Source organism: Corynebacterium sp. HMSC074C05, from assembly GCF_001838325.1.
Lineage (GTDB): Bacteria > Actinomycetota > Actinomycetes > Mycobacteriales > Mycobacteriaceae > Corynebacterium > Corynebacterium amycolatum.
This window is the reverse complement of the sequence record NZ_KV836284.1, coordinates 143,269-164,550: the sequence shown is the minus strand read 5'-3', so window position 1 is coordinate 164,550 and position 21,282 is coordinate 143,269. Positions and strand designations below refer to the sequence as shown.

The window sequence follows — 21,282 nt, the reverse complement described above, 5'->3', positions numbered from 1 at the left end:
CATAAACGCAGTCAGTAACTCGGATCGGCCCAACGCCACCGGTCATAAACGTGGTCAGTAACTCGCATTGGGACTAAACGGAAAAAGGTGCCCACCGGCGAAACGCCGACCAGACACACTTTTTGCTACTTAACCCATATTTCGGTTCACGAAGATACCTACGCGCTGGAGAAGCTGGCCGAGGTCAAGTCAGCGCGCAACCTCACCATGATTCTGACTCCTGGTAACCACAATCAGATTCACCCCAAGTTCCAGCCTGCGGTGCAGATGGAATGGATGGGCGCCGACCAGAACGTCTTTGACCTCATCAGCCTGAATCTCCAGATTAAACAGGGCAAGAAGGCCTATCTCGTCAACCACTACCCCGCGCTGAAGGATCGGACCGCGTCCAAGAATGCCGTCCGCTGGGCTCCGCACGCTAATCGTTGGACCGGCATCGTTCACGGTCACACGCATTCGTCCGTGACGCTCACGCCCGGCCACATCAACGTCGAGCCCGAAGCCCACGACCTGCAGATTATCCACAGTTCGACACTCTGGGACCTCCTAGATCAGGTCTAACCTTTAGCTTTACGACGGTCCCCGCGCCCCAGCCCAACCGCGCCACCTGCGGCTTCGGCTGGGGAACTCATAGCGCCCACGTCTCTAAGTACTCAGGTACTGGCTAGCTCGGGCAGCTTTGTGCCCCCCCAAAAAAAAGTGCTCCATCGCCTCCTATGCGCCTGTCCATTTATGGCTTAACTGTCCGCCTATGGCCCAAAAGTGACCTGTTGCGCCAATGTGTACATATGGTCGCGTATACAGAGCCAAACGTTACTGTCGAGCCATACGTCATCTTCGAGCCATACGTGGCGTGCTGCCGCGATGCCGTGATGGCTCCTCTTCACTTGTCATTGCGCTATTGGGGTTCTAGAACCCCCGCATAAGTGGCGAGTAAGTGGCAAGCTTTCGGCTCCAGCGCTCTGGCCCAAGACTCCAGCGACTTGTGGCCAAGGTATTCACCTATCGATGCGCTGGAGCGTGGCCATAAGTGAATACCTCATCGACATGTGAGAGACCCAGCCAATACCGTGCGCATAAGTGCCGAAAAACCATCGACAAGTCACCGACACCATCGACAAGACCCCGAAACTTGGCCATAAGTGGCGGAATAGAAAATAGACCGCTCACTCCCACGGCCCAACCCCTCAATAACCAGCCGGGGCGCGTCGGGGAAAGACACGAATTTTGTCCTTTGGCCCGAATATTTAATGATTGTTTTAGTGGATTAACACTGCGAATAAAAAACCAGGCCAGAGAAAAACTCCCTGACCTGGCCTAATTGCTCCTCCAGCTGGACTCGAACCAGCAACCCTTCGATTAACAGTCGAATGCTCTGCCATTGAGCTATGGAGGAATACTCACCGCCAAGAACCAGCTAACCCATACTTTGGCCACGCCGTTCCTTGCGACGGATAGATACTTTACCCAGACCCCTTGAAACTCACAAATCGCCAGGTCAAAGGTTAATTTAGACATCTCATACCCATCGGCCATGACATTGTTGTGAGTTCTTGAAACCACACAATCCGTGCAATCCACATGATCCACGCAATCCACACAATCCGTGCAATCCGTGCAATCCACGCAATCTCACACAGCCCAACGAAGCCCCCAGCAGTACTGAAAACGCTTTCCATCATGCACTTTTCATACCGCGTTCATACGATGGGGCTTATGTCTGAACAAGCCAACGGAACCGAAAACACCGAGCAAACCGCACGCGTTGTTCGCGGCGTTATCGCACGCGAAAAAGGCGCACCTGTAGAACTTACTGATATCCACATCCCGTCCCCGGGCCCGAACGATGTCATTGTCGACATCCAGGCCTGCGGCGTCTGCCATACAGACCTGGCTTACCGCGACGGCGATATCACCGACGAGTACCCGTTCTTCCTCGGCCACGAGGCCGCAGGCGTGGTCTCCGAGATTGGCGAAGAGGTCACGCATGTTGCCGTCGGCGATTTCGTCGTCCTCAATTGGCGCGCTGTCTGTGGCGAGTGCCGCGCCTGTAAGCGTGGTGAGCCACAGTACTGCTTTAGCACTTTCAACGCCTCCAAGCCCTTGACGCTTGCCGACGGCACCGTCCTCACCCCAGCACTTGGAATCGGCGCTTTTGCGGATGCCACCCTCGTCCACGAGGGCCAGTGCACCAAGGTCGATTCGGCAGCCGATCCGGCCGTTGCGGGTCTGCTTGGCTGCGGCGTCATGGCCGGCATCGGTGCGGCCATCAACACCGGCGAGGTCAAGCGCGGTGAATCAGTAGCGGTCATCGGCTGCGGTGGCGTCGGTACCGCCGCTATCGCCGGTGCCAAGCTGGCTGGCGCTAGCACGATTATTGCCATCGATATCTCGGACGAGAAGCTCGACACCGCCCGCGAATTCGGCGCGACCGAGACCATTAACTCTGCGGAGCTGGCTAAGAGCGATAAGGGCACCGGGGAAGAGGATCCCGTCGTTAAGCGAGTGCGTGAGCTGACCGACGGTTTCGGTGCTGACGTCGTGATTGATGCGGTCGGCCGTCCGGAAACTTACAAGCAGGCGTTCTACGCCCGTGACCTGGCTGGACGTGTTGTGCTGGTCGGTGTTCCGGCGCCGACGATGGAGCTGGACATCCCGCTGGCGGATGTGTTTAGCCGCGGTGGTGCGCTGAAGTCGTCCTGGTACGGCGACTGCCTGCCGGAGCGGGACTTCCCGATGCTGGTAGATCTGTCGTTGCAAAACCGCCTGCCGTTGGAGGGCTTCGTAACGGAGCGCATTGGCATTGAGGATGTTGATGAGGCTTTCGAAACTATGAAGGCCGGTAAGGTACTGCGATCGGTGGTGACGCTGTGAACAAGGATTTGAGGGTCGACCACGTTCTCACGTCGGGCACGTTCTCGCTCGACGGTGGCACGTGGGACGTAGACAACAACGTATGGGTGCTCGGCGATGACCGTGAGGTCATTGTCATCGATGCGGCGCATGAGGCGCAGCCGATTATTGATGCGGTGGATGGCCGCAAGGTAAAGGCCATCGTGTGCACCCACGCACACAACGACCACATCACTGTGGCACCTGAGCTGCAGGAAAAGCTCGACGCTCCCCTGCTGGTCCACCCGGGCGACCAGATGCTGTGGGAGCAGTCCTGGCCGAACCTGGCGCACGAGGACCTCGCACACGGTCAGCGCCTGGAGATTGCGGGCACGGAGGTTGTCATTATTAACACTCCGGGCCACTCCCCTGGCTCGTGCTGTCTGTACGTGCCGGAGGCCGCGGAGCTGTTCTCGGGTGACACGCTGTTTTCCGGCGGTCCTGGAGCGACCGGTCGATCCTACTCGGATTTCGACACGATTATTAACTCCATCCGCGACAACCTGCTGACTCTGCCTGCGGAAACGACTGTCCGCACGGGTCATGGCGATCACACGACGATTGGTCGCGAGGCTCCGCACTTGGAAGAGTGGATTCGCCGCGGCTACTAGTCGCTAGCTGCTGACGGGTAGCTGGCGCCTAGAGACTGCTAACCACTAGCTACTCAAATACAACCTTGACCGCCTCTGCTTGCAGTTCGCGGCGGTACTGTTCCATCGCGAGCAGGTCCGCGAACAGCGAGTTGTAGGCGGTTTCGTCGTCTGAGGGGCGCATTCGCGAGAGCATCGCTTTCAGCTGTGCAATCTGGTCACCGACCCACACTTCCTGCAGTCGCGCCAGAATCGCCTGCGCATACGGGCGCAGCGTCTCTGCATCGACAGCGATTTGCTCCACTCCCAGCTCAGTCACGAGATGCTTGACGACGTCCTCCCGCGCCTGATCCATAATTGCGGTCGCCCAACTATGTGGCTGCGTGGCCGCTTCCCCACAGGCACCACCTGCAGCCATGATGGCGTCGAATACCGCTCGGTAGGTCGGATGCCCAAAGGTCTCGGGTGCGAGCGCATCGAATACCGGACCGGTGGTGGCGGGCTCTTGAATTGCCAGCTTAAGGGCCTCACGCTGCGCATAGAGCACAGGGTCCCGCGGATTTGGATACGGCAGTGCCGGGTTGCGCCGGCGCCGCGCTTCCTCCGCCTCTTCACGGGCACGGGCCTCTTCTTGGCGACGCTGGTAGGGCGTGCGCTTTTCGCTCTGTGGCCGACTGGCCTCCTCACGGACGCGCTGCACCAGCTCAGCCTCATCATTCCAGCCGATCCAGCCGGCAACTTCGCGGGCATACTCATCGCGCAGCGCCGCGTCCTTGAGCTGGGCCAGGACAGGCACCACGCGGCGCAACCCGGAGACCCTGCCATTAGCGGTGGTCAGGTCATAGTCGGCCAGAAGTGTGCGGAGGACAAATTCGATCAATGGCCGTCGTGAAGCGACGAGATCGCGCACTGCGGCCTCGCCCTTCTTCTGGCGCAGATCGCACGGATCCATGCCGTCCGGCGCGACTGCGACATAGGACTGGCCAGTGAAATTCTGCTCCCCCTCGAAGGCGCGCATGGCGGCTTTCTGCCCTGCCTCGTCGCCGTCGAAGGTGTAGATGAGCTCGCCGCGGAAGAAGTTGTCATCGAGCATGAGACGGCGCAGCAGCTGGAGGTGCTCCTCGCCGAAAGCGGTGCCACAGGAGGCGACGGCTGTGGTCACGCCCGAGGCGTGCATGGCCATGACATCGGTGTAGCCCTCCACAATCACAGCCTGGTGGCCAGCGGCAATGTCCTTCTTGGCCAGATCCAGGCCGAAGAGCACCTTGGACTTCTTGTACAGCATGGTCTCGGGCGTGTTCATGTACTTGCCCAGATTGTCATCGTCGAAAAGCTTGCGGGCGCCAAAGCCGATGACATCGCCGGCCATATTGCGAATCGGCCACATGAGACGACGGTGGAAACGATCAATCGGCCCCATGCGCCCCATCTTGGAAAGACCCGCCTTGTCCAGCTCCTCGAAGCTGAAGCCCAGGCGCTGCAGGTGCTTGGTTAGAGTATCCCAGCCGGCCGGCGAGTAGCCACAGCCGAACTGGGCCGCGTGCTCGGCGGTGAAGCCACGATTTTCCAGAAACTCGCGAGCGGGCGCTGCCGCTGGAGTCGAAAACTGCTCGCGGTAGAACTTCTGTGCCTCGCGGTTTGCGGCGATGAGACGCTGGCGGGTTCCCGGTTCCTCACGACGACCCGTGCCGCCGCCCTCATAGTTAATGTGGAAGCCAATTTTCTCCGCACAGGCTTCGACAGCCTCCGGGAAAGACAGGTGCTCCATCTCCATGAGGAAGCTGAATACATCACCGCCCTTGCCAGTGGAAAAGCAGTGGTAATAGCCATGATTGGGGCGTACGTGGAACGACGGCGTGCGCTCGTCCTTAAAAGGCGAAAGGCCTTTCAGAGAATCCGCGCCAGCCGGTTTGAGGTTCACGTATTCCGCAACGATCTCCTCAATCGGAGTCCGCTCGCGGATTGCCGCGATATCGGAGTCCGGAATTCTTCCCCTAGCCATGAAAATAACCTTACCCAACCCGTCCAATTGACTCCGCCGTAAAGGTTTCGCTTAACGACGAGCCGCCCGCGCCCAACCCAAAAACGTGCCGGTAGCAACAGATATGGAAAGATACTAGCCATGGCTGAGTGGAAGAAGATTGCGAGCGGCGTAGGCGCTGCCGCCCTGGTGTTGGCTGGTAGCTATCTCGGGCTCGATGGCGGAGATCAAAACTCTGAGGCATCCGAGGACTCACAGGGGTCGCAGAATTCCGAATCGCAGACTTCCGCTGCGCCCAGCTCGAAATCGAGTCCGAAGCCTGGCACTAATTCGGGCAGCAACAAGGCTGGTGCCAAGGGTGCCACCTGCGCAGTAGATACTCTGCCGCAGGAGGCCGACGATGTTATCGACCGTATCCTGACCGACCAGGACCACATCTATTCGCAGCACGACGGCAAGCACTTCGGCAACTACGAGGGACGCCTGCCGAGGCAGCGCGGTGACTACTACCGCGAATACACCGTGACCACCCCGGGCAATTCCAGCCGCGGTGCACGTCGCATTGTTGTCGGCGGCGGTTCCGAAAATGACCCGGATGTCTGGTACTACACCGACGACCACTACGAGAGCTTCTGCGAAATTCCAGACGCGGAGGACTGAGCCAAGGTAGTACGGCGGCGATTAGCGCTAGCCGATAAAACCGAGTTGATTCGCGCTCCGGGCAATAAGAACGATGCCAATTATTGCTGCCACCCACAAAACAGTGACCTTTGTTTCATATTCCAACCGGGGGATAACGCTCACTACCTGGTTATAGAGCTTGTCTCCGAAGGCCGCGAAGAGCACTCCAACAATGACTGCGGGCGAAATCATCACTACACAGTAGAGTGCAAGGATAAGCAGTTGCACTGCGAAAGGCACTGCCATCGATTCAATAATTCCGATTGCCGCCAAGTACGGCAACATCGTACCGACCTCGACAACTGCTGCCGCTAAGGCCAACCCCACCATCGCTGGGAGACCGGCAGAACCTTTTTTAGTGTCCTCCGATCGAGATTCAAGTATCTCTTCGACAGTCCGTTTCTTGGGATTCGGTGCCAGGATTCCGTAAGCAGCTAACAAAATACCCAAGACCATCATCACCCAACTGAACCAAGTGTTGGATGCAATGCCTGAGACTGCGTCTAAAGCCTGACGCAGGCCGAAAAAGAGCGCGATGCCAACCGCAAAGTAGGACAAGGAAATTGTCCCTAAATAAGTGACGTATGCGGCGCCCCTCATCCGCCGCCAGACGATTAGCAGCACTACTGGAATCAGCAGGGTTCCAGCACTGAGGCTGTCAAGAAGCGCAAGCCCCACTAGCACAAGATAATCCATCTCCATCACTCCCTCATACATTCGTATAGTGAACTATCATACAGTCGTATGGGAAGTAGCGCGAATGAAACCCCAAAGGAGTTTTAGGATATGAGCACGATGTCACCTCAAGAAAAAGCCATTTCCGATGCAGCAATCAAAGTAATTGTTAACCAGGGATTCGACGTTGTCAGCGTTCGAAAAGTGGCTCAACAGGCGGGCGTAGCCCCTGGAACAGTGCAGTATTTTATGGGCACGAAAGACGAACTACTCAGCAGGGCACTCCTGCGCTCGGCAGCACGACAGCATGAAAGAGTCTCGTCGCTACGCTTTCAATCAAACACCTCGCCGCTAGAACAGCTCCACCGCTCACTGCTCGAACTGCTCCCCATCGGCCCAATACAGCGCGAAGACGCAGCATTGTGGGTTATCCTCGGTGCCGCTGCATCAACACGCAAAGTCCTGGCCCAGGAGTACCAGAACGAACTCGGTAGATTCCGGGACCATCTCATTTCAGCACTGTCCGCTGCAGACGTCCCTGGAGATATAGCTCAGACGGCCCGGCTCATCACAGCTATCGTTAATGGACTAGCTCTCGATTACATGCATGCAAAGCCCGACGCAGAGACTGCAAAGGCGCTTTCCGATGACCTCAGTAGTAGCCTTCAGCGGATACTTCAAAAATAGTAATTGCCGACAGCACTATCCCCATGCCGCGGCCACACCAGCAATCTGGCGATCAAGCCGCTCTACACGCGACTCCGTCATCGACGCCAGCTGGTCAACAATCACCCGCAGCCGCGCTTGGTCACTCTCCGCGCGGGAATAGAGCCACTGGAACATCGGATCAAGCGTTCCCGGAGCACCCTCCTGCAGATACTCGGCCACCCGGAAAAGGCGATCGCGCTCACGCTCCTGACGGCGAATATGACGCGGAAGATCCATCACATACAGCACGGCGATGGTCTTCAGCATGGTGACCTCGGCCAGAATCGAGCTGGGCACGGCAAGGTCCGCGTCGTAACGCCCGAGCGGAAGCGTCGACCCGGAGGCAGCACGCGTACCCGCGACGGAAGCCGTGACGAAGCGGCCAACCAGCTCCGAGGTCATCCGTTTCAGCGCGACCAGCGAGCGCAGTGAACCGTCGTAGGACGCCGCAGCGGAGACCACCGGCAAGCTGGCAAGACGCCCGGCAGCTTCGACGAGCTCCGCTGGATCGCCACCGAATGCGGCAGCGCCCTTGTCAGCGAGCGCGGCCAGTTCCACCGTGTCCCACAGAACGCCAAGGTCAACGCGGCCAGAGACGATGCCATCCTCGACATCGTGGACGGAATAGGCGACATCGTCAGACCAGTCCATAATCTGCGCCTCAAGACACTGCTTGCCGTGCGGAACGCCCTGGCGAATCCACTGCAGAATCGCGGCATCTTCCTGATAGGCGCCGTACTTGTGCCGCAGCTGACCATCGGGACCGATTGGTGTCCACGGGTACTTACAGGCTGCATCGAGCGCCGCCCGAGTGAGATTGAGTCCGCAGGGCTCCCCTGTGCCATCGAGCACTTTCGGCTCCAGGCGAGTGAGAATACGCAGCGTCTGTGCATTGCCCTCGAACCCGCCGCAACCAGCAGCAATCTCGTTGAGGGCGCGCTCGCCGTTGTGACCATACGGCGGGTGCCCGATGTCGTGCGTCAGGCCGGCCAGCTCTGCGAGATCCTCATCTGCACCCAGCTCACTGGCGATTCCACGGGAAATCTGCGCGACCTCCAGCGAGTGAGTCAGGCGTGTGCGCGGAGTATCGCCCTCCCCTGGCCCCACGACCTGGGTTTTGTCCGCCAGTCTGCGCAGCGCTGCGGAGTGCAAAACGCGGGCGCGATCTCGTGCAAACGCCGCCCGATGAGATTCCAAGGATTGCACCCCGGGCAGCAACGACTGCTTCGGAGACTCCTCAACAATACGGGCAAGTTCAAAAGATGAATACGAAAATTTACCGGCCACGTAATTATTCTTACGTATCCTTGTAGATATGTCTGACAGGAATCGCGTGTTTCGCCCCCTTTACCTTGCCGCATCGGGTGCTTTCCTCGGCCTGAGCATGCCTCTAATCACTGCTGCACTACCGACCCAACCGCCGGTTCATGCACCCGCTTCACTTCTGGCAATCGCGCCGTCAGCATCGCTCGCACATGCTGAGGCGCCAACGGACGTATCCGGTGAGGTGGCCGATCTCGCAGGTGTGCTGAGCGGCGGCGAAGAGGCTCGCTTAAAGGAGCAGATTCAGCAGCTCAAGACCGACAAGCGGCTCCTGTTCTCGGTGTATTACATCAAGAGTTTCGACGGCATTCAGGGCGAGCAGTGGGCGCAGCAGGCCTGGGAGCAACTCGGCGCTGCCGATAACCGCGGTGTCATGGTCGTCGCAGTCGAAGACCGCAATCTGGGCGCTTTCGTCGGACACTCCTTTCCCAGTAACGCAGAAGCTGTTAACAGTGCAGCTCAAGGGCAACTGCTAGAAGGCGACAACTGGGCAGCTGCAGGTGAAGCTGCTATCGCCGAGGCCGGCGGTGGCAGTGACTCCGCCGGCGGGTGGGCGCTCGGCGCCGGCCTCGGTGGTGCCGCTGTTGTCGGTGGCGCTACCTGGGCTGTGGGCCGTCGCAACAAGAAGAAGCGCGACGAGGAGGAAATCGCTCGAGGCCGCAACATCAATCCCGCGGATGTCTCTTCACTGGACTCGCTAAGCACCAGCTCACTCGACGTTCTCGCGCACGATGAGATCGTCAGTACCGATGAATCCATCCGCAAGGCCAGCACTGAACTCGACCTCGCTCGCGCCGAGTTCGGCACCGAGCGCGTCCGCAGTTTTGACAACGCGCTGAAGCACTCCCGCTCCACTCTCGAGCGCGCGTTCACGCTTCGCCAACAGCTTGACGACGGCTCCGTGACCGACGAAATCGAGCGCCGCAGTGTCCTGCTGGAGATTATCTCCACCTGTGGTGTTGCCGATGATCATCTCGACGGCGAGGCCGCGAACTTCCAGAAGCTCCGCCAGGAGCTGATGAACGCTGATGAGACCATCACTAAGCTCACTCAGCGCAGTATTGAGCTGCGCTCCCGCATGCCGCGTGCTAGCGAAATTCTCGACGGGCTGCGTGCACGCTATGACGAGCAGATGCTCAGCTCTGTGACCGACAATATTGACATGGCCACGGAGCACTTGAACCAGGCTGAACAGTCAATGACTGAGGCCCGTCGCATGGCTGACCTACCGGCCGGTGAGCAGAGCGGTTTGATTGATGCACTGTCGACGACCGACTTTGCCCTCACACAGGCTGACAGCCTGCTGGGCGCCATTGAACACGCCGATAGCGATATTCACGCTGCAGTCGCTGGACTGGCTTCCCTTATCGCCGAGGTCCGCGGTGAAATCGATGAGGCCTCGCACCTGATGTCAGCACCGCACGGCGCCAACATCAACCGCGAGCGTCTCAATGCGGCCATCGAAGCAGGCCGTGAAGCACTCGGCGTGGCAGCCAATAAGTCCGAAGTGGATCCGCTGAGTTGCTGGACCGCACTGACCGATGCCGATGAGCTGCTCGACGAAGCCCTGGACTCCGCTCGAGACAAGGCCGCGTCGTTCGCCCGCGCTACCGCCACTTTGCAGCACAGCATGCAGGATGCCGACAATCACATTCGCGCCGCAGCTGACTTGATTGCTACCCGCCGCCGTGTGGTTGGCGCTGAGGCTCGCACTCGCCTCGCGGAGGCACAGCGTGCTTACGGCTCTGCTCAGGGCTTGGCCAACGGCGATCCGCGAAAGGCGTTGGCCTACGCACGTCGTGCGCGCAAGCTCGCCGCTGAGGCCGCTGACTTAGCTCGCCGTGACATCCGCCGCTACCAGGATCAGCGCCGCGGTGGCGGCAGCAACGGTTCGATGGTCGCCGGCATGGTGCTGGGCAGCATGCTCAGCAACAACAGCGGCTTTGGTGGCAGCATCGGCGGCTTCGGCGGCTTCGGCGGAGGTTCGAGCCGACCAGGCGGCTCCGGCAGCACAATGGGCTTCTAGATTCCCGCCTAAATTCGCATCTGGCGTGGCCCATCCACAGACCACGTCGCCAGTGCGGCGGCAATCAGCCAGTCTTCGAAACTCCCCCGGAAGTCTCCCTCCTGGGCATAGACACCAAATACCCCTCGGCCTAGGCTGTCCTCTCTGACGATTCGGGCGAGCTCATAGCCTGGACGCTCGACGTCGAAGACCGTGCGAATTCCCCGTCCTTCTCTGTTTAGGACGAAAGACTCCCCCTCGTCCGAATTCGTCATTACTAGCGCGTTCGTGCTAAAAAAGCGGGCTTTCACCTGCCAACCACGCCCTTGTGGCGAGGTGATCCAAAAAGCACTAAAGACCCCGTCCTGACAGCTCCAACCGTCGGACAGGGTCTTCTTGTTCTCGTCGTAAACGACGCCGTCTGCAATAGTTGCTACACGATCCACACCCAAATCATATAGGCAATCAGCAAGAGCAAGCAGACAGTGAGAATCCAGGTTGAGGAAACCATGCGGGACTCCAGCACTCGACGAGCACTGTAGACCAGGAAGATTTTCTCCTCTTCCGGCAGCGCACGGCCTTCGTCGGTGTCGAACTGCACCTCTGCGTGGCGCACGCCACGGGACGCACCGGTGAACTGGCCCCACTTCTCGCCGGTCTTTGCATTCTCGATGACGTAGTTCGTCGATCCCTCACACACCAGCTTGCCTTCGGGGCGATCCGGCCCAAAGGTCACTGAAAGCTGCTTGGCTCGCGAAATCTTGTCACGGTCAGCAGCAACGGTCGAGAACACGCGACCGTCGGGAAGCGTGGCGGAGACACGGTGATCAGCAGAGGCGTCAATAACCCACTCCCCTTCCGGGGTGTTGAGGCGATCGCCCTGCTCATCACGGCTGTACGTGCCTATTTCGGTGCTTTCCTTCAGAATCGGCCAGGTCTGCTCGGATTTTTCCCGAGAGCCATCGCCGAGACTATAGGATTCCCAAAAAACTTCTTCGGCCATTAGCAGCCCACCAGGCGAGCTGCGAGGTAGCCTTCCAGCTCGTCAATCTTGACGCGCTCCTGCTCCATGGTGTCGCGGTCACGGACGGTCACAGCGTCGTCTTCGAGAGTATCGAAGTCAACGGTGACACAGAACGGAGTACCAATCTCATCCTGGCGACGGTAACGACGGCCGATAGCACCGGAGGTGTCGTAATCGACGGCCCAGTGCTGGCGCAGCTTGTCCGCGACAGCCTCAGCAGTCGGAGTCAGGGTGTCCTTCTTCGACAGCGGCAGAACAGCAACCTTAACCGGAGATAGACGCGGGTCGAGCTTCAGCACGGTACGGGTGTCGGTGCCGCCCTTTGCGTTCGGCACCTCTTCCTCGGTGTAGGCATCGCACAGGAAGGCCATCAGGGCGCGGGTCAGGCCGAAGGACGGCTCGATGACGTACGGGACGTACTTTTCGCCGGTGACCTGGTCGTGGTAGCGCAGATCTTCCTTGGAGTGCTCGATGTGGCAGCCGAGGTCGTAGTCCGTACGGTTGGCGACACCCATCAGCTCGCCCCACTCGTTGCCCTGGAAGTGGAAGCGGTATTCGAAGTCAATCGTGCGTGCAGAGTAGTGCGCGCGCTCGTCCTTCGGAACGTCGAACTGACGCATGTTCTCCGGGTTAACGCCCAGGTCAATAAACCAGTTCCAGCAGGCGTCGACCCACTCGTCGAACTTCTCTTCAGCCTGGTCCGGTGCGACGAAGTACTCGATCTCCATCTGCTCGAACTCGCGGGTACGGAAGATGAAGTTACCCGGGGTGATCTCGTTGCGGAATGCCTTACCGGTCTGGCCGATACCGAACGGTGGCTTCATACGAGCCGTGGTCATAACGTTCTTGAAGTTGACGAAGATACCCTGAGCGGTCTCCGGGCGCATGTAGTGCAGGCCCTGCTCATTGTCGACCGGGCCGAGGAAGGTCTTCATCAGACCGGAGAACATCTGCGGCTCGGTCCAATTGCCCGGCTGTCCGGTCTCCGGGTCCGGAACGTCTGCCAGACCATTGGCCGGCGGGTGGCCGTGCTTGGCCTCGTAGGCCTCCAGCAGGTGGTCAGCGCGGTAGCGCTTGTGGGTGTGCAGGGACTCCACCAGCGGGTCGGTGAAGGTAGCGACGTGACCGGAAGCTTCCCAGACCTGGCGCGGCAGGATAATGGAGGAATCCAGGCCGACGACATCCTTACGACCGGTGACGAAGGTCTTCCACCACTGGCGCTTGATGTTTTCCTTCAGCTCCACACCCAGGGGACCGTAATCCCATGCCGAGCGGGTACCGCCGTAAATTTCACCACACGGGTAAACGAATCCCCTGCGCTTACACAGGTTGGCGACGGTATCGACAACTGACTTAGGTGCCACGGTCTAGACCACTCCTTATAAATGGCTTCGCATCGCACACCACACGCCTTTTCCGGACACTCGATTCGGCCCGTTCCGTGCGGCGAACGACGTAATGAAAAGCAAAATGTACTGACCCCGAGAGGCCAGTTAAAAGTTCCCCTATACTCTAGCGCATCTTGCCCAACCGATACCGGGTAGTGTCGTTTACATGGCTGGCGAAGATATGCACGAAGTTAGTTCTGGCGAAAACCCACGTGGTACGGGCTCCTCCGCTAGCCCCGGGGCGCACGCCTCCGCGCGGCCGGCCGCAACGCGCATCGGCCAGCGCAGTACTCGCCAACGCCGCGCCGTCGTGTCGATTATGAGTGAAGCTCCTAATTTTCGCTCCGCTGCTGACATTCATAAGTCACTGACGGAACGTGGGGACAAGGTCGGCTTGACGACGGTCTATCGGACGCTCCAGTCCCTTGCAGAAATGGACATTGTCGATGTTCTGCACAATGCCTCCGGGGAGGCTCTCTACCGGCTGTGCGGTGACCACCACCATCATCACCTAGTCTGCACCGATTGCGGCAGCACCGTTGAAGTCGCTGGCGGACCCGTCGAGCAGTGGGCTCACAACCTGGCAGAGGAGCACGGCTTTAATCTGACCGGACACACTGCCGAGGTCTTCGGCCTGTGCAGGGACTGCCAGAAGAAGTAGCCCGGCTCCCCTCCCCGAAAAATACCGGCTCTAGGCCTTGCCGAACCTACGGTCGCGCTTGGCGTACTCCACCACTGCGGCGCGCATGTCATCCCGACCGAAATCCGGGAAAAGCTTGTCCTGATAGACCATCTCCGCATACGCGGACTGCCAGATCAAGAAGTTGGACGTGCGCTGCTCACCCGACGGACGCAGGAACAAATCAACATCCGGCATAGTCGGCTCATCCAGGAACTGTGCGAAAGACTTCTCAGTCAAGTCATATTCGCTGAGCTCCCCCGCTGCTGCTTGACGAGCAATCTCTCTAGCAGCGTCAACAATCTCAGCGCGACCACCGTAGTTGACGCACATATACAGAGTTAGCGCGTCATTGTCCTTCGTCTGTTCCTCGGCGATCTCAAGCTCCTTAATCACCGAGCGCCACAGGCGCGGACGACGCCCTGCCCAACGCACGCGAACGTTCTTCGAATCCAATTCATCACGGCGTCGGCGCAGCACATCACGATTAAAGCCCATCAGGAATCGGACCTCATCGACAGAACGGCGCCAATTCTCAGTGGAAAATGCGTAGGCCGACAGGTGCTTAACGCCCATCTCCAAACAAGCATCGACGCACTCCATCAGCACGGCTTCACCGCGCTTGTGCCCCTCGGTGCGCTTGAGCCCACGCTGCTCGGCCCATCTACCATTGCCGTCCATCACAAGCGCGATGTGATTGGGCACGAATTGCTGCGGTACAGGAGGATTCAACACGCTTCCTATTGTGCCCCACCGCCACTATTTACTGCCAAAAAGCATCCACATGTTCCAGCGCCGGCACCCGGCGGCCCAGGTAGTACTGCAGGTACTTCGCCGTTAGGGTACGCGCCGTCGCCATCCGCCCCTCAAATTCGCTTGACGACGTATCGATGCCCGCCCATTGCTCATGAGCGAGCTGCCACATCAGATGCAGAACCTCGGTCGGCGGAGTATCTGCGCCCGGTGGCCTACAGTTGGTGCACACTGCTCCACCCAGTGCGGGAGAAAACGCATGATGAGGCCCGGCTTTGCCACAGCCCGCGCATTCAAAGAGGCTTGGCTGCCAACCGGCCTGTGCCATTGCCCGCAGGATGTAGGAGGTCAACAACAAATCGGGGCGATGGCGACCGGCCGCAACGTCGTCGAGCGATTGGGTGGTGAGATCCCACAATTCGGGAGCCGGCACTTGTTCCTCACCGACAATACGTTCGGCGACGTCCAGGACTGCACACGCACAGGTGTAGCGCGCATAGTCGTCGACAAGCGGTGCCGCCCACGTGCGCACGGTATCTGCGCCTGCGATAGTGGACAGCCCCCGGCGTGGGTAGATGTTGACATCCACGTCGACGAATGGTGACAGGCGGGAGCCGAAGCGGCTCTTCGCTCGGCGCACGCCTTTGGCGACACCGCGGACTAGGCCGTGGTCGCGGGTGAAAAGGACGATGATGCGGTCGGCTTCGCCGAGGTCGTAGCGGCGTACGACCAGCGCACGGTCGCGATACGGCTCGACCAATTTTTTAGAATCCCAACTTGCCCAGCTGCTTCGGGTCCGACTGCCAGTCCTTCAACACTTTCACGCGCAAGTCAAGGTAAACATTCTGGCCAAGCAACGCGATGAGTTCCTTACGAGCCTTGTGAATGGTGGTGCCCATGCGTCGACCGTCGCGCCCCATGAGAATGGACTTCTGCCCCGAACGCTCGACATAGATAACGGCGTGGACGTCCAGGACGCCTTCGCGGTCCTGGCTTGGTAGCACCTCATCAATCTGGACTGCCACAGAGTGCGGCAACTCATCGCGCAGACCGCCGAGGGCCGCCTCGCGGATGAGCTCTGCCATCCGAGTGTGCAGATCCTCATCGGTGATGTGCCCCTTTGGGTACAGTCGCGGTCCCTCCGGCAACTGGGAAGCCATTACATCAATCAGCGTGTTGATGTTCTCGCCGGACTTCGACGACAGTGGCACCAGCTCAGCATCCGGACCGAGCAACTCCTGCAGCTCAATCAGGCGCTCGATAATGGTGTCGCGAGAGACCTTATCCACCTTGGACACAATGCCCATGATGTTCTTGCAGCCTTTGGAGACGTTCTCGTAGATCCAACGGTCACCGGGGCCAATTTTCTCGTCGGCAGGCACGACCATCGCGACCAGATCCACATCGGAATAGGTCTCCTGAACCATGTCATTGAGGCGCTCACCGAGCAGCGTGCGTGGCTTGTGCAGACCGGGCGTATCCACGACAACAATCTGACAGTTCTCGCGGTGAACCACACCGCGCACCGGGTGACGCGTGGTTTCCGGCTGGTTAGCGGTAATAGCGATCTTCTCGCCCACCAGGGAATTGGTCAGCGTGGACTTACCCGTGTTCGGACGTCCCACAATGGAAACGAACCCGGAGCGAAAGCCCTCCGGCGCGCTGTAATCATCAGCATCGCCGCCAAGTCCGGCATTGGCCAGCATGTCATCAAGATTGCCCATCAGTATCTTCTTCCTCGGAGTAGAACTCCGCAGTCGGCTCCACCACCACAGTGCGTACCCGCATACGACCACGACGGTCACGCGAGCCCTCGGCGGTAAACTTCAGTCCTGCATATTCTACGTACGAACCGGGTAGTGGCACACGTCCAAGCGCATAGGCCAACAGACCGGAGACCGTATCCACCTCATCGGTGACCTCATCATCGAAAACGAGTTGGCGCCCGTGGGCTTCGTCGTAAAGCTCAATGAGCTCGCCCAAGCTGAGGCGCGCCTGCACGCGGTAGGAGGCATCCCCCAGCGGTTCGATGGGGGCCTGCTCGGCCTCGTCGTATTCGTCGGCAATCTCACCAACAATTTCCTCGAGGATGTCCTCAATAGAGATAAGGCCGGCGACCGATCCATATTCGTCGATGAGAATGGCGATGTGATTGCGGGTGCGCTGCATTTCATCGAGCAGATCATCCAGTGGCTTGGAGTCGGGTACAAAAACGCAGTTGCGCATGACCTCGGAGACGCGAACACCGCGGCCGCCATCAGTACGCGAGTACGTCTGCTGGACAATGTCCTTCAAGTAAATGACGCCGACGATGTCCTCAACGCTCTCGCCAATCACCGGCAGTCGCGAGTGCCCTGACTTCACGCATAGGGCCACTGCCTGACCACAGTGCTTATCTGCCTCGATCCACACCATCTCTGGGCGCGGAACCATAACAACGCGTGCCGACGTTTCCGCGAGATCAAACACAGACTGAATCATGCGGCGCTCATCGTGCTCCACAATGCCGCGCTCCTGGGCGATATCGACCATCTCGCGCAACTCGACTTCGGTGGCGAACGGGCCATCGCGAAAGCCACCACCAGGGGTGATGATGTTGCCGAACCAAATCAGCAACTTTTCCAGTGGCCCCAACACCTTGGCCATAAAACTCAGAACGACCGCGGTGGCAAGGGAAATCGAGTATGGATTCTTCCGACCCATCGTGCGGGAAAACACCCCGAGGACCAGGAAGGTGAACAGAGCCAGCAACACCACTGCAGCCACAATGGCCCAGCGCTCCGGCTCGAAAAGCTTAAGACAGACTGCCGCAAGCGTCACTGCACCGATTGACTCGCACAGCGTCCGCAAAATCACCAGCACATTGACGTGCCGAGCCCGATTTTCTACGACCTTGAGAAGCGCATTAGCACCCGCGACCTCGTCACGCTGCAGCTCTGCCACGCGTGCACGGGAAATCCCTGCGACCGCAGTTTCGACTGTGTTGAGTCCGCCAGCGCAGATCATCGCCACAACGGCGACAATTACCAAAGTGATCATCGCTCGTTAGAACGCTCCGGGAACGCATTGGGGTTGATTGGTTTTTCGGAAAAGCTCACGCCACGACGATCGATGTCGTCGTACCAGTCCGCCAACAGACCATTCTGCAGGGAGAACATCTGGCGCTCTTCCTCCGCCGTGACATGGTCATAGCCCAACAGGTGCAGTACGCCGTGCACGGTGAGCAAAACCAACTCGTGGCTCAGCGGATGGCCTGCACGCTCCGCCTGCCCCGCGGCAAACTCCGGGCACAACACAATGTCGCCCAGCATCGCAGGCCCTGGACTAGCTGCATCCGGTCGGCCAGAGCCAGGAGTGAGCTCATCCATCGGGAAGCTCATCACATCCGTCGGCCCCGGCAGATCCAGCCAGCGCACATGGAGGTCTTCGATCGTCTTCAAGTCGACAATATGAATGCTCAGCTCAGCTGCCGGATGCACGTCCAGGCGCCCCAGCGTATACCGGGCAACGTCGATAAGCGACTCTTCATTGACGCCCTGACCGGACTCGTTGAAAACTTCAATGCTCATGTAATTTCAGCGTCCTTTATCGCTTTGTGGCGGACTGTCGCTTTTGTGGGGACTCGGCGCCCTGCTCAATACCTTCGTTATAGGCATCGTAGTCATCGTAGGCCTCGACAATTGCGGTCACCAGCGGGTTGCGCACCACATCTGCGGCGGCCAACGCCGGAAAAGCGATTCCCGGCACGCCGCGCAGCACCTCACGGGCGACGGCCAGGCCAGACTTCTGCCCACGGGGTAGGTCGACCTGGCTGGCATCGCCGGTGATGACCATCTTCGAACCGAAGCCCAGGCGGGTGAGGAACATTTTCATCTGCGCCGGAGTAGTGTTCTGTGCTTCGTCGAGAATGATGAAAGCATTGTTCAAGGTACGACCGCGCATGTACGCCAGCGGTGCGACCTCCACTACCCCAGTTTCCATCAGCTTTGGAATCAACTCTGGCTCAAGCATTTCGCGCATCGCATCATGCAATGGGCGCAGGTAGGGGTCAATCTTCTCGTGCAGCGTACCCGGCAGGAAGCCCAGGTTCTCACCCGCCTCCACTGCGGGGCGAGTCAGAATAATGCGTTCGACCTGCTTATTCTTCAGCGCAGCAACAGCCTTGGCCATGGCCAGGAAGGTCTTGCCCGTACCGGCGGGGCCGATACCGAAAACAACGTTATAGCGGTCGATGGCATCGACGTAGTTCTTTTGTCCCTCAGTCTTGGGACGCACGGTCTTGCCACGATGCGTCACGATGCCGCCACCGAGCACCTCGCTGGCGGACTTCTCCCCGCGATCCACAATGCCCACCGCGTGCCGCACCGACTCCGGGGAGAGCTCGTGCCCACGACGGGCCATTGCCTCTAACTCCTTGAAAGCGCGGACAGCCAACGAAACATCCGCCGGAGCACCCTTGATTGTCACAACTCCGCCGCGGACATGAATATCCGCTGCCAGCAGAGATTCCAGCAGACGTAGGTTCTGATCCGCATGACCGACCACAATCGGCGCGAGATTGTCATCGAGCTCGACGACGGCAGTGGTACGAGCAGTTACTGAATACTTTGTCATTATGCGTCTATCCTACTGACCAGGCGTGGGTGCGCCGCCCCAGCGCTTTGTCAACGGGCCCAGTGCGCAAAGAGCAGCAGCTCCCGCGAGGGCGCTGCGGAGAACTGTCGGGCCGAGTACTACCGAGCTAGCACCTGCGGCGCGGAAGGCCTCGAGTTCCCCAGGACTGACTCCCCCTTCTGGGCCGACGATGAAAAGAACCTTGTCAGCGTTTGCTGCCTGCGCGGCGAAGTCCACGAACGGAGCTGTTTCCTCCTCGTGCAAAACTGCTGCCACACCACCTGCTGATGTGGTTTCCCGGATGAGTTGCTCAATATCGGCGGAGCTATGCAGGTCCGCGACCGGCGGAATCCATGCACGACGAGCCTGCTTGGCTGCCTCGCGCGCAGTCGACTGCCACTTGGTGCGGGCCTTAGTGACCTTCGCGGTACCCTGCCATCGGGCTACACAATTCACGGCCGCCCAGGGGATAATCTCATCGACCCCGGCCTCGGTCATCATATCGACCGCAAGCTCAGCACGATCTGACTTCGGCAGCGCCTGCACCACAGTGACGTGCGGGCGCGGACGTGGACGTTCCTCAGCGGCAACCACACGAACGTGGACCTCACGAGGGTCTACGTGCATGAGCTGTGCTCGCACCACCTTGTCCGCACCATTGGCAAGAAGAATCTCCGAGCCCTCCTTCAGCCTGCGAACGCTGATGTGTTTGGCCTCCGACCCGAGGATTCGAATGATTTCTTCCGGGCGCGGCAGCTCGGTGAACTCACCGAGAAATACGGGCAAACTCATGCGTGCTTCACACTCACTGGAGGGGGCTTTGGAGATGGCGTGTTTTAACGGCGGCGGAAACGGGAGAAGAAACCGTGGCGCTCATTCGAGTCTGCCACCTTGGCATCATCATCGCGGTGCTCGCGTAGCTTCTCCAGCAGCTCGCGGGACTTGCGGTCCAGCTTCGTCGGCACTGTGACATCGACGTGTGCGACCACGTCGCCATTGCCCTCGCCGCGCAAATGTGGCATTCCCTTGCCCGACAGGCGAATCTGCTCTGCCGGCTGGGTTCCCGAATCAACCTTGATGGTCATTGGCTCACCGAGCAGGTCGTCGACCTCAAACTCGGTACCAAGAGCGGCATCAGCCATGGGCACCTGCACGTTAAAGTGCAGATCATCGCCCTCACGCTCGAATACAGGGTGCGGGTCCATGGCAACTTCCACGTAGAGGTCACCCGCCGGGCCACCGCCCGGGCCGACCTCGCCCTGCCCTGCCATGCGAATACGCATGCCATCAGAGATACCTGCCGGAACGTTTACCGTCAGATCACGGCGAGCGCGAACGCGACCGTCGCCACCGCAGTTGTTACACGGATCGGGGATGATCTCGCCGGTGCCCTCACAAGTCGGGCACGGCCGCGAGGTCATCACATTGCCCAGGAAAGAACGCTGGACCTGTTGAATCTCGCCAGTGCCATCACAGCTGGTACACATCTTCGGCTTGGACTTGGACTTCGAGCCGGTTCCCTCGCACTGCTCACACAGCACCGCGGTGTCCACCGTGATGGGCTTGCGGACACCGGTGAATGCCTCATCGAGGCCCAGAGAAATACGCAGCAGCGCATCTGCACCTGGCTGCACACGCGAGCGGCGCTGGCGGGTACCGCCGGCACCGCCGAAGAATGCCTCGAAGATATCGCCGACTCCGCCGCCGCCGAAACCGCCGAAGCCACCGCCTGGCATACCGTCCTGCGGATTGAGAGGATCTCCTCCCATATCCACAATCCGGCGCTTTTCAGGATCCAGCAGGACCTCGTTCGCTTCAGAGGCCTCACGGAACTTCTCCGCAGCTTCTTCATCACCCGGATTACGGTCTGGGTGGTACTTGAGCGCCAGCTTTCGGTACGCCTTCTTAATCTCAGCGTCCGTAGCGTCCTTCTCCACTCCGAGGATGCCGTAATAGTCGCGTGCCAACT

General features: G+C 59.5%; 21 protein-coding genes and 1 tRNA gene. 7 read left to right on the top strand and 15 right to left on the bottom strand.

Features of this window, described 5'->3' with window-relative positions; translation table 11 throughout:
• The first annotated feature begins 87 nt into the window (after window positions 1–87).
• Window positions 88–561, top strand: coding sequence for a hypothetical protein (locus HMPREF3042_RS03375; RefSeq protein ID WP_070856058.1), 474 nt, complete (start codon window positions 88–90; stop codon window positions 559–561).
• 763 nt (window positions 562–1,324) lie between these two features.
• Here HMPREF3042_RS03375 and HMPREF3042_RS03370 read toward each other — a convergent pair.
• Window positions 1,325–1,396 (bottom strand) — tRNA-Asn (locus HMPREF3042_RS03370).
• Window positions 1,397–1,707: 311 nt separating this feature from the next.
• On the opposite strand from HMPREF3042_RS03370, the gene HMPREF3042_RS03365 reads away from it, so the two are divergent.
• Both HMPREF3042_RS03365 and HMPREF3042_RS03360 read left to right on the top strand, forming a co-directional pair.
• Window positions 1,708–2,874, top strand: coding sequence for an S-(hydroxymethyl)mycothiol dehydrogenase (locus tag HMPREF3042_RS03365; RefSeq protein ID WP_371440717.1), 1,167 nt, complete (start codon window positions 1,708–1,710; stop codon window positions 2,872–2,874).
• Window positions 2,871–3,503: an MBL fold metallo-hydrolase gene (locus tag HMPREF3042_RS03360; RefSeq protein WP_016423101.1), complete on the top strand. Its 633-nt coding sequence runs from the start codon at window positions 2,871–2,873 to the stop codon at window positions 3,501–3,503. Before HMPREF3042_RS03365 ends, HMPREF3042_RS03360 begins: the two co-directional genes overlap by 4 nt.
• Window positions 3,504–3,552: 49 nt before the next feature.
• On the opposite strand, the gene dnaG is transcribed toward HMPREF3042_RS03360, so the two are convergent.
• Window positions 3,553–5,484, bottom strand: a complete 1,932-nt coding sequence (gene dnaG / locus HMPREF3042_RS03355; RefSeq protein ID WP_083327415.1) for a DNA primase — start codon at window positions 5,482–5,484, stop codon at window positions 3,553–3,555.
• A gap of 120 nt (window positions 5,485–5,604) precedes the next feature.
• Here dnaG and HMPREF3042_RS03350 point away from each other — a divergent pair, with 120 nt between their 5' ends.
• Entirely contained in the window at window positions 5,605–6,123 is a 519-nt protein-coding gene (locus HMPREF3042_RS03350; protein ID WP_070856057.1) for a guanyl-specific ribonuclease, read from the top strand.
• A gap of 27 nt (window positions 6,124–6,150) precedes the next feature.
• Here HMPREF3042_RS03350 and HMPREF3042_RS03345 read toward each other — a convergent pair whose 3' ends face one another.
• Window positions 6,151–6,846 (bottom strand): GAP family protein, encoded by a 696-nt coding sequence (locus tag HMPREF3042_RS03345; RefSeq protein ID WP_083327414.1) that lies wholly within the window; start codon window positions 6,844–6,846, stop codon window positions 6,151–6,153.
• Between the two features lie 84 nt (window positions 6,847–6,930).
• Here HMPREF3042_RS03345 and HMPREF3042_RS03340 point away from each other — a divergent pair, with 84 nt between their 5' ends.
• A complete protein-coding gene (locus HMPREF3042_RS03340; RefSeq protein WP_070856056.1) occupies window positions 6,931–7,506 on the top strand; it encodes a TetR/AcrR family transcriptional regulator in 576 nt (191 codons plus the stop codon).
• 15 nt (window positions 7,507–7,521) lie between these two features.
• On the opposite strand, the gene HMPREF3042_RS03335 is transcribed toward HMPREF3042_RS03340, so the two are convergent.
• Window positions 7,522–8,814 carry a deoxyguanosinetriphosphate triphosphohydrolase gene (locus HMPREF3042_RS03335; protein ID WP_016423106.1) on the bottom strand — a complete coding sequence of 431 codons (1,293 nt, stop codon included), beginning with the start codon at window positions 8,812–8,814 and terminating at the stop codon, window positions 7,522–7,524.
• 28 nt (window positions 8,815–8,842) lie between these two features.
• On the opposite strand from HMPREF3042_RS03335, the gene HMPREF3042_RS03330 reads away from it, so the two are divergent.
• Complete coding sequence (locus HMPREF3042_RS03330; RefSeq protein WP_246822297.1) at window positions 8,843–10,876, top strand: TPM domain-containing protein; 2,034 nt, start codon at window positions 8,843–8,845, stop codon at window positions 10,874–10,876.
• Between the two features lie 8 nt (window positions 10,877–10,884).
• On the opposite strand, the gene HMPREF3042_RS10830 is transcribed toward HMPREF3042_RS03330, so the two are convergent.
• From HMPREF3042_RS10830 to HMPREF3042_RS03315, 3 genes are read right to left on the bottom strand one after another with little or no spacing between them, the layout of a single operon-like run.
• Window positions 10,885–11,301 (bottom strand): hypothetical protein, encoded by a 417-nt coding sequence (locus HMPREF3042_RS10830; protein WP_070856054.1) that lies wholly within the window; start codon window positions 11,299–11,301, stop codon window positions 10,885–10,887.
• Entirely contained in the window at window positions 11,289–11,858 is a 570-nt protein-coding gene (locus tag HMPREF3042_RS03320; protein WP_049181324.1) for a hypothetical protein, read from the bottom strand. The genes HMPREF3042_RS10830 and HMPREF3042_RS03320 overlap by 13 nt, the downstream gene beginning before the upstream one ends.
• The gene (locus tag HMPREF3042_RS03315) at window positions 11,858–13,243 is read right to left on the bottom strand and encodes a glycine--tRNA ligase (RefSeq protein WP_070856053.1); all 1,386 of its coding nucleotides are present in this window, start codon (window positions 13,241–13,243) and stop codon (window positions 11,858–11,860) included. Before HMPREF3042_RS03315 ends, HMPREF3042_RS03320 begins: the two co-directional genes overlap by 1 nt.
• Before the next feature lie 190 nt (window positions 13,244–13,433).
• Between HMPREF3042_RS03315 and HMPREF3042_RS03310 the strand changes: the two genes are divergently transcribed.
• A complete protein-coding gene (locus HMPREF3042_RS03310; protein WP_070856052.1) occupies window positions 13,434–13,928 on the top strand; it encodes a Fur family transcriptional regulator in 495 nt (164 codons plus the stop codon).
• Between the two features lie 30 nt (window positions 13,929–13,958).
• Here the strand turns inward: HMPREF3042_RS03310 and HMPREF3042_RS03305 are convergent, their stop codons facing one another.
• The 8 genes from HMPREF3042_RS03305 to dnaJ are packed head-to-tail and all read right to left on the bottom strand — an operon-like array spanning window position 13,959 to window position 21,280.
• The gene (locus tag HMPREF3042_RS03305) at window positions 13,959–14,681 is read right to left on the bottom strand and encodes an isoprenyl transferase (protein ID WP_016423112.1); all 723 of its coding nucleotides are present in this window, start codon (window positions 14,679–14,681) and stop codon (window positions 13,959–13,961) included.
• 28 nt (window positions 14,682–14,709) lie between these two features.
• Entirely contained in the window at window positions 14,710–15,459 is a 750-nt protein-coding gene (gene recO, locus HMPREF3042_RS03300) for a DNA repair protein RecO (RefSeq protein WP_016423113.1), read from the bottom strand.
• A gap of 4 nt (window positions 15,460–15,463) precedes the next feature.
• Window positions 15,464–16,405: a GTPase Era gene (era, locus tag HMPREF3042_RS03295; protein ID WP_052155617.1), complete on the bottom strand. Its 942-nt coding sequence runs from the start codon at window positions 16,403–16,405 to the stop codon at window positions 15,464–15,466.
• Between the two features lie 4 nt (window positions 16,406–16,409).
• Window positions 16,410–17,738: a hemolysin family protein gene (locus tag HMPREF3042_RS03290; protein ID WP_038626034.1), complete on the bottom strand. Its 1,329-nt coding sequence runs from the start codon at window positions 17,736–17,738 to the stop codon at window positions 16,410–16,412.
• A complete protein-coding gene (ybeY, locus tag HMPREF3042_RS03285; RefSeq protein ID WP_070856051.1) occupies window positions 17,735–18,268 on the bottom strand; it encodes an rRNA maturation RNase YbeY in 534 nt (177 codons plus the stop codon). Before ybeY ends, HMPREF3042_RS03290 begins: the two co-directional genes overlap by 4 nt.
• Window positions 18,269–18,284: 16 nt before the next feature.
• Complete coding sequence (locus tag HMPREF3042_RS03280; protein WP_005511086.1) at window positions 18,285–19,313, bottom strand: PhoH family protein; 1,029 nt, start codon at window positions 19,311–19,313, stop codon at window positions 18,285–18,287.
• Window positions 19,314–19,325: 12 nt separating this feature from the next.
• Window positions 19,326–20,105 (bottom strand): 16S rRNA (uracil(1498)-N(3))-methyltransferase, encoded by a 780-nt coding sequence (locus HMPREF3042_RS03275; RefSeq protein ID WP_070602952.1) that lies wholly within the window; start codon window positions 20,103–20,105, stop codon window positions 19,326–19,328.
• A 44-nt stretch (window positions 20,106–20,149) separates the two neighbouring features.
• Window positions 20,150–21,280, bottom strand: coding sequence for a molecular chaperone DnaJ (gene dnaJ / locus HMPREF3042_RS03270; RefSeq protein WP_070856050.1), 1,131 nt, complete (start codon window positions 21,278–21,280; stop codon window positions 20,150–20,152).
• Window positions 21,281–21,282 lie beyond the last annotated feature (2 nt).

Coding starts and splice junctions, on each gene's coding strand:
- HMPREF3042_RS03365 (WP_371440717.1), top strand. CDS start 1,708: ATGGGGCTTATGTCTGAACAAGCCAACGGAACCGAAAACACCGAGCAA.
- dnaG (WP_083327415.1), bottom strand. CDS start 5,484: ATGGCTAGGGGAAGAATTCCGGACTCCGATATCGCGGCAATCCGCGAG.
- HMPREF3042_RS03350 (WP_070856057.1), top strand. CDS start 5,605: ATGGCTGAGTGGAAGAAGATTGCGAGCGGCGTAGGCGCTGCCGCCCTG.
- HMPREF3042_RS03345 (WP_083327414.1), bottom strand. CDS start 6,846: ATGGAGATGGATTATCTTGTGCTAGTGGGGCTTGCGCTTCTTGACAGC.
- HMPREF3042_RS03340 (WP_070856056.1), top strand. CDS start 6,931: ATGAGCACGATGTCACCTCAAGAAAAAGCCATTTCCGATGCAGCAATC.
- HMPREF3042_RS03330 (WP_246822297.1), top strand. CDS start 8,843: ATGTCTGACAGGAATCGCGTGTTTCGCCCCCTTTACCTTGCCGCATCG.
- HMPREF3042_RS03320 (WP_049181324.1), bottom strand. CDS start 11,858: ATGGCCGAAGAAGTTTTTTGGGAATCCTATAGTCTCGGCGATGGCTCT.
- HMPREF3042_RS03310 (WP_070856052.1), top strand. CDS start 13,434: ATGGCTGGCGAAGATATGCACGAAGTTAGTTCTGGCGAAAACCCACGT.
- era (WP_052155617.1), bottom strand. CDS start 16,405: ATGCTGGCCAATGCCGGACTTGGCGGCGATGCTGATGATTACAGCGCG.
- HMPREF3042_RS03290 (WP_038626034.1), bottom strand. CDS start 17,738: ATGATCACTTTGGTAATTGTCGCCGTTGTGGCGATGATCTGCGCTGGC.
- ybeY (WP_070856051.1), bottom strand. CDS start 18,268: ATGAGCATTGAAGTTTTCAACGAGTCCGGTCAGGGCGTCAATGAAGAG.
- HMPREF3042_RS03280 (WP_005511086.1), bottom strand. CDS start 19,313: ATGACAAAGTATTCAGTAACTGCTCGTACCACTGCCGTCGTCGAGCTC.
- HMPREF3042_RS03275 (WP_070602952.1), bottom strand. CDS start 20,105: ATGAGTTTGCCCGTATTTCTCGGTGAGTTCACCGAGCTGCCGCGCCCG.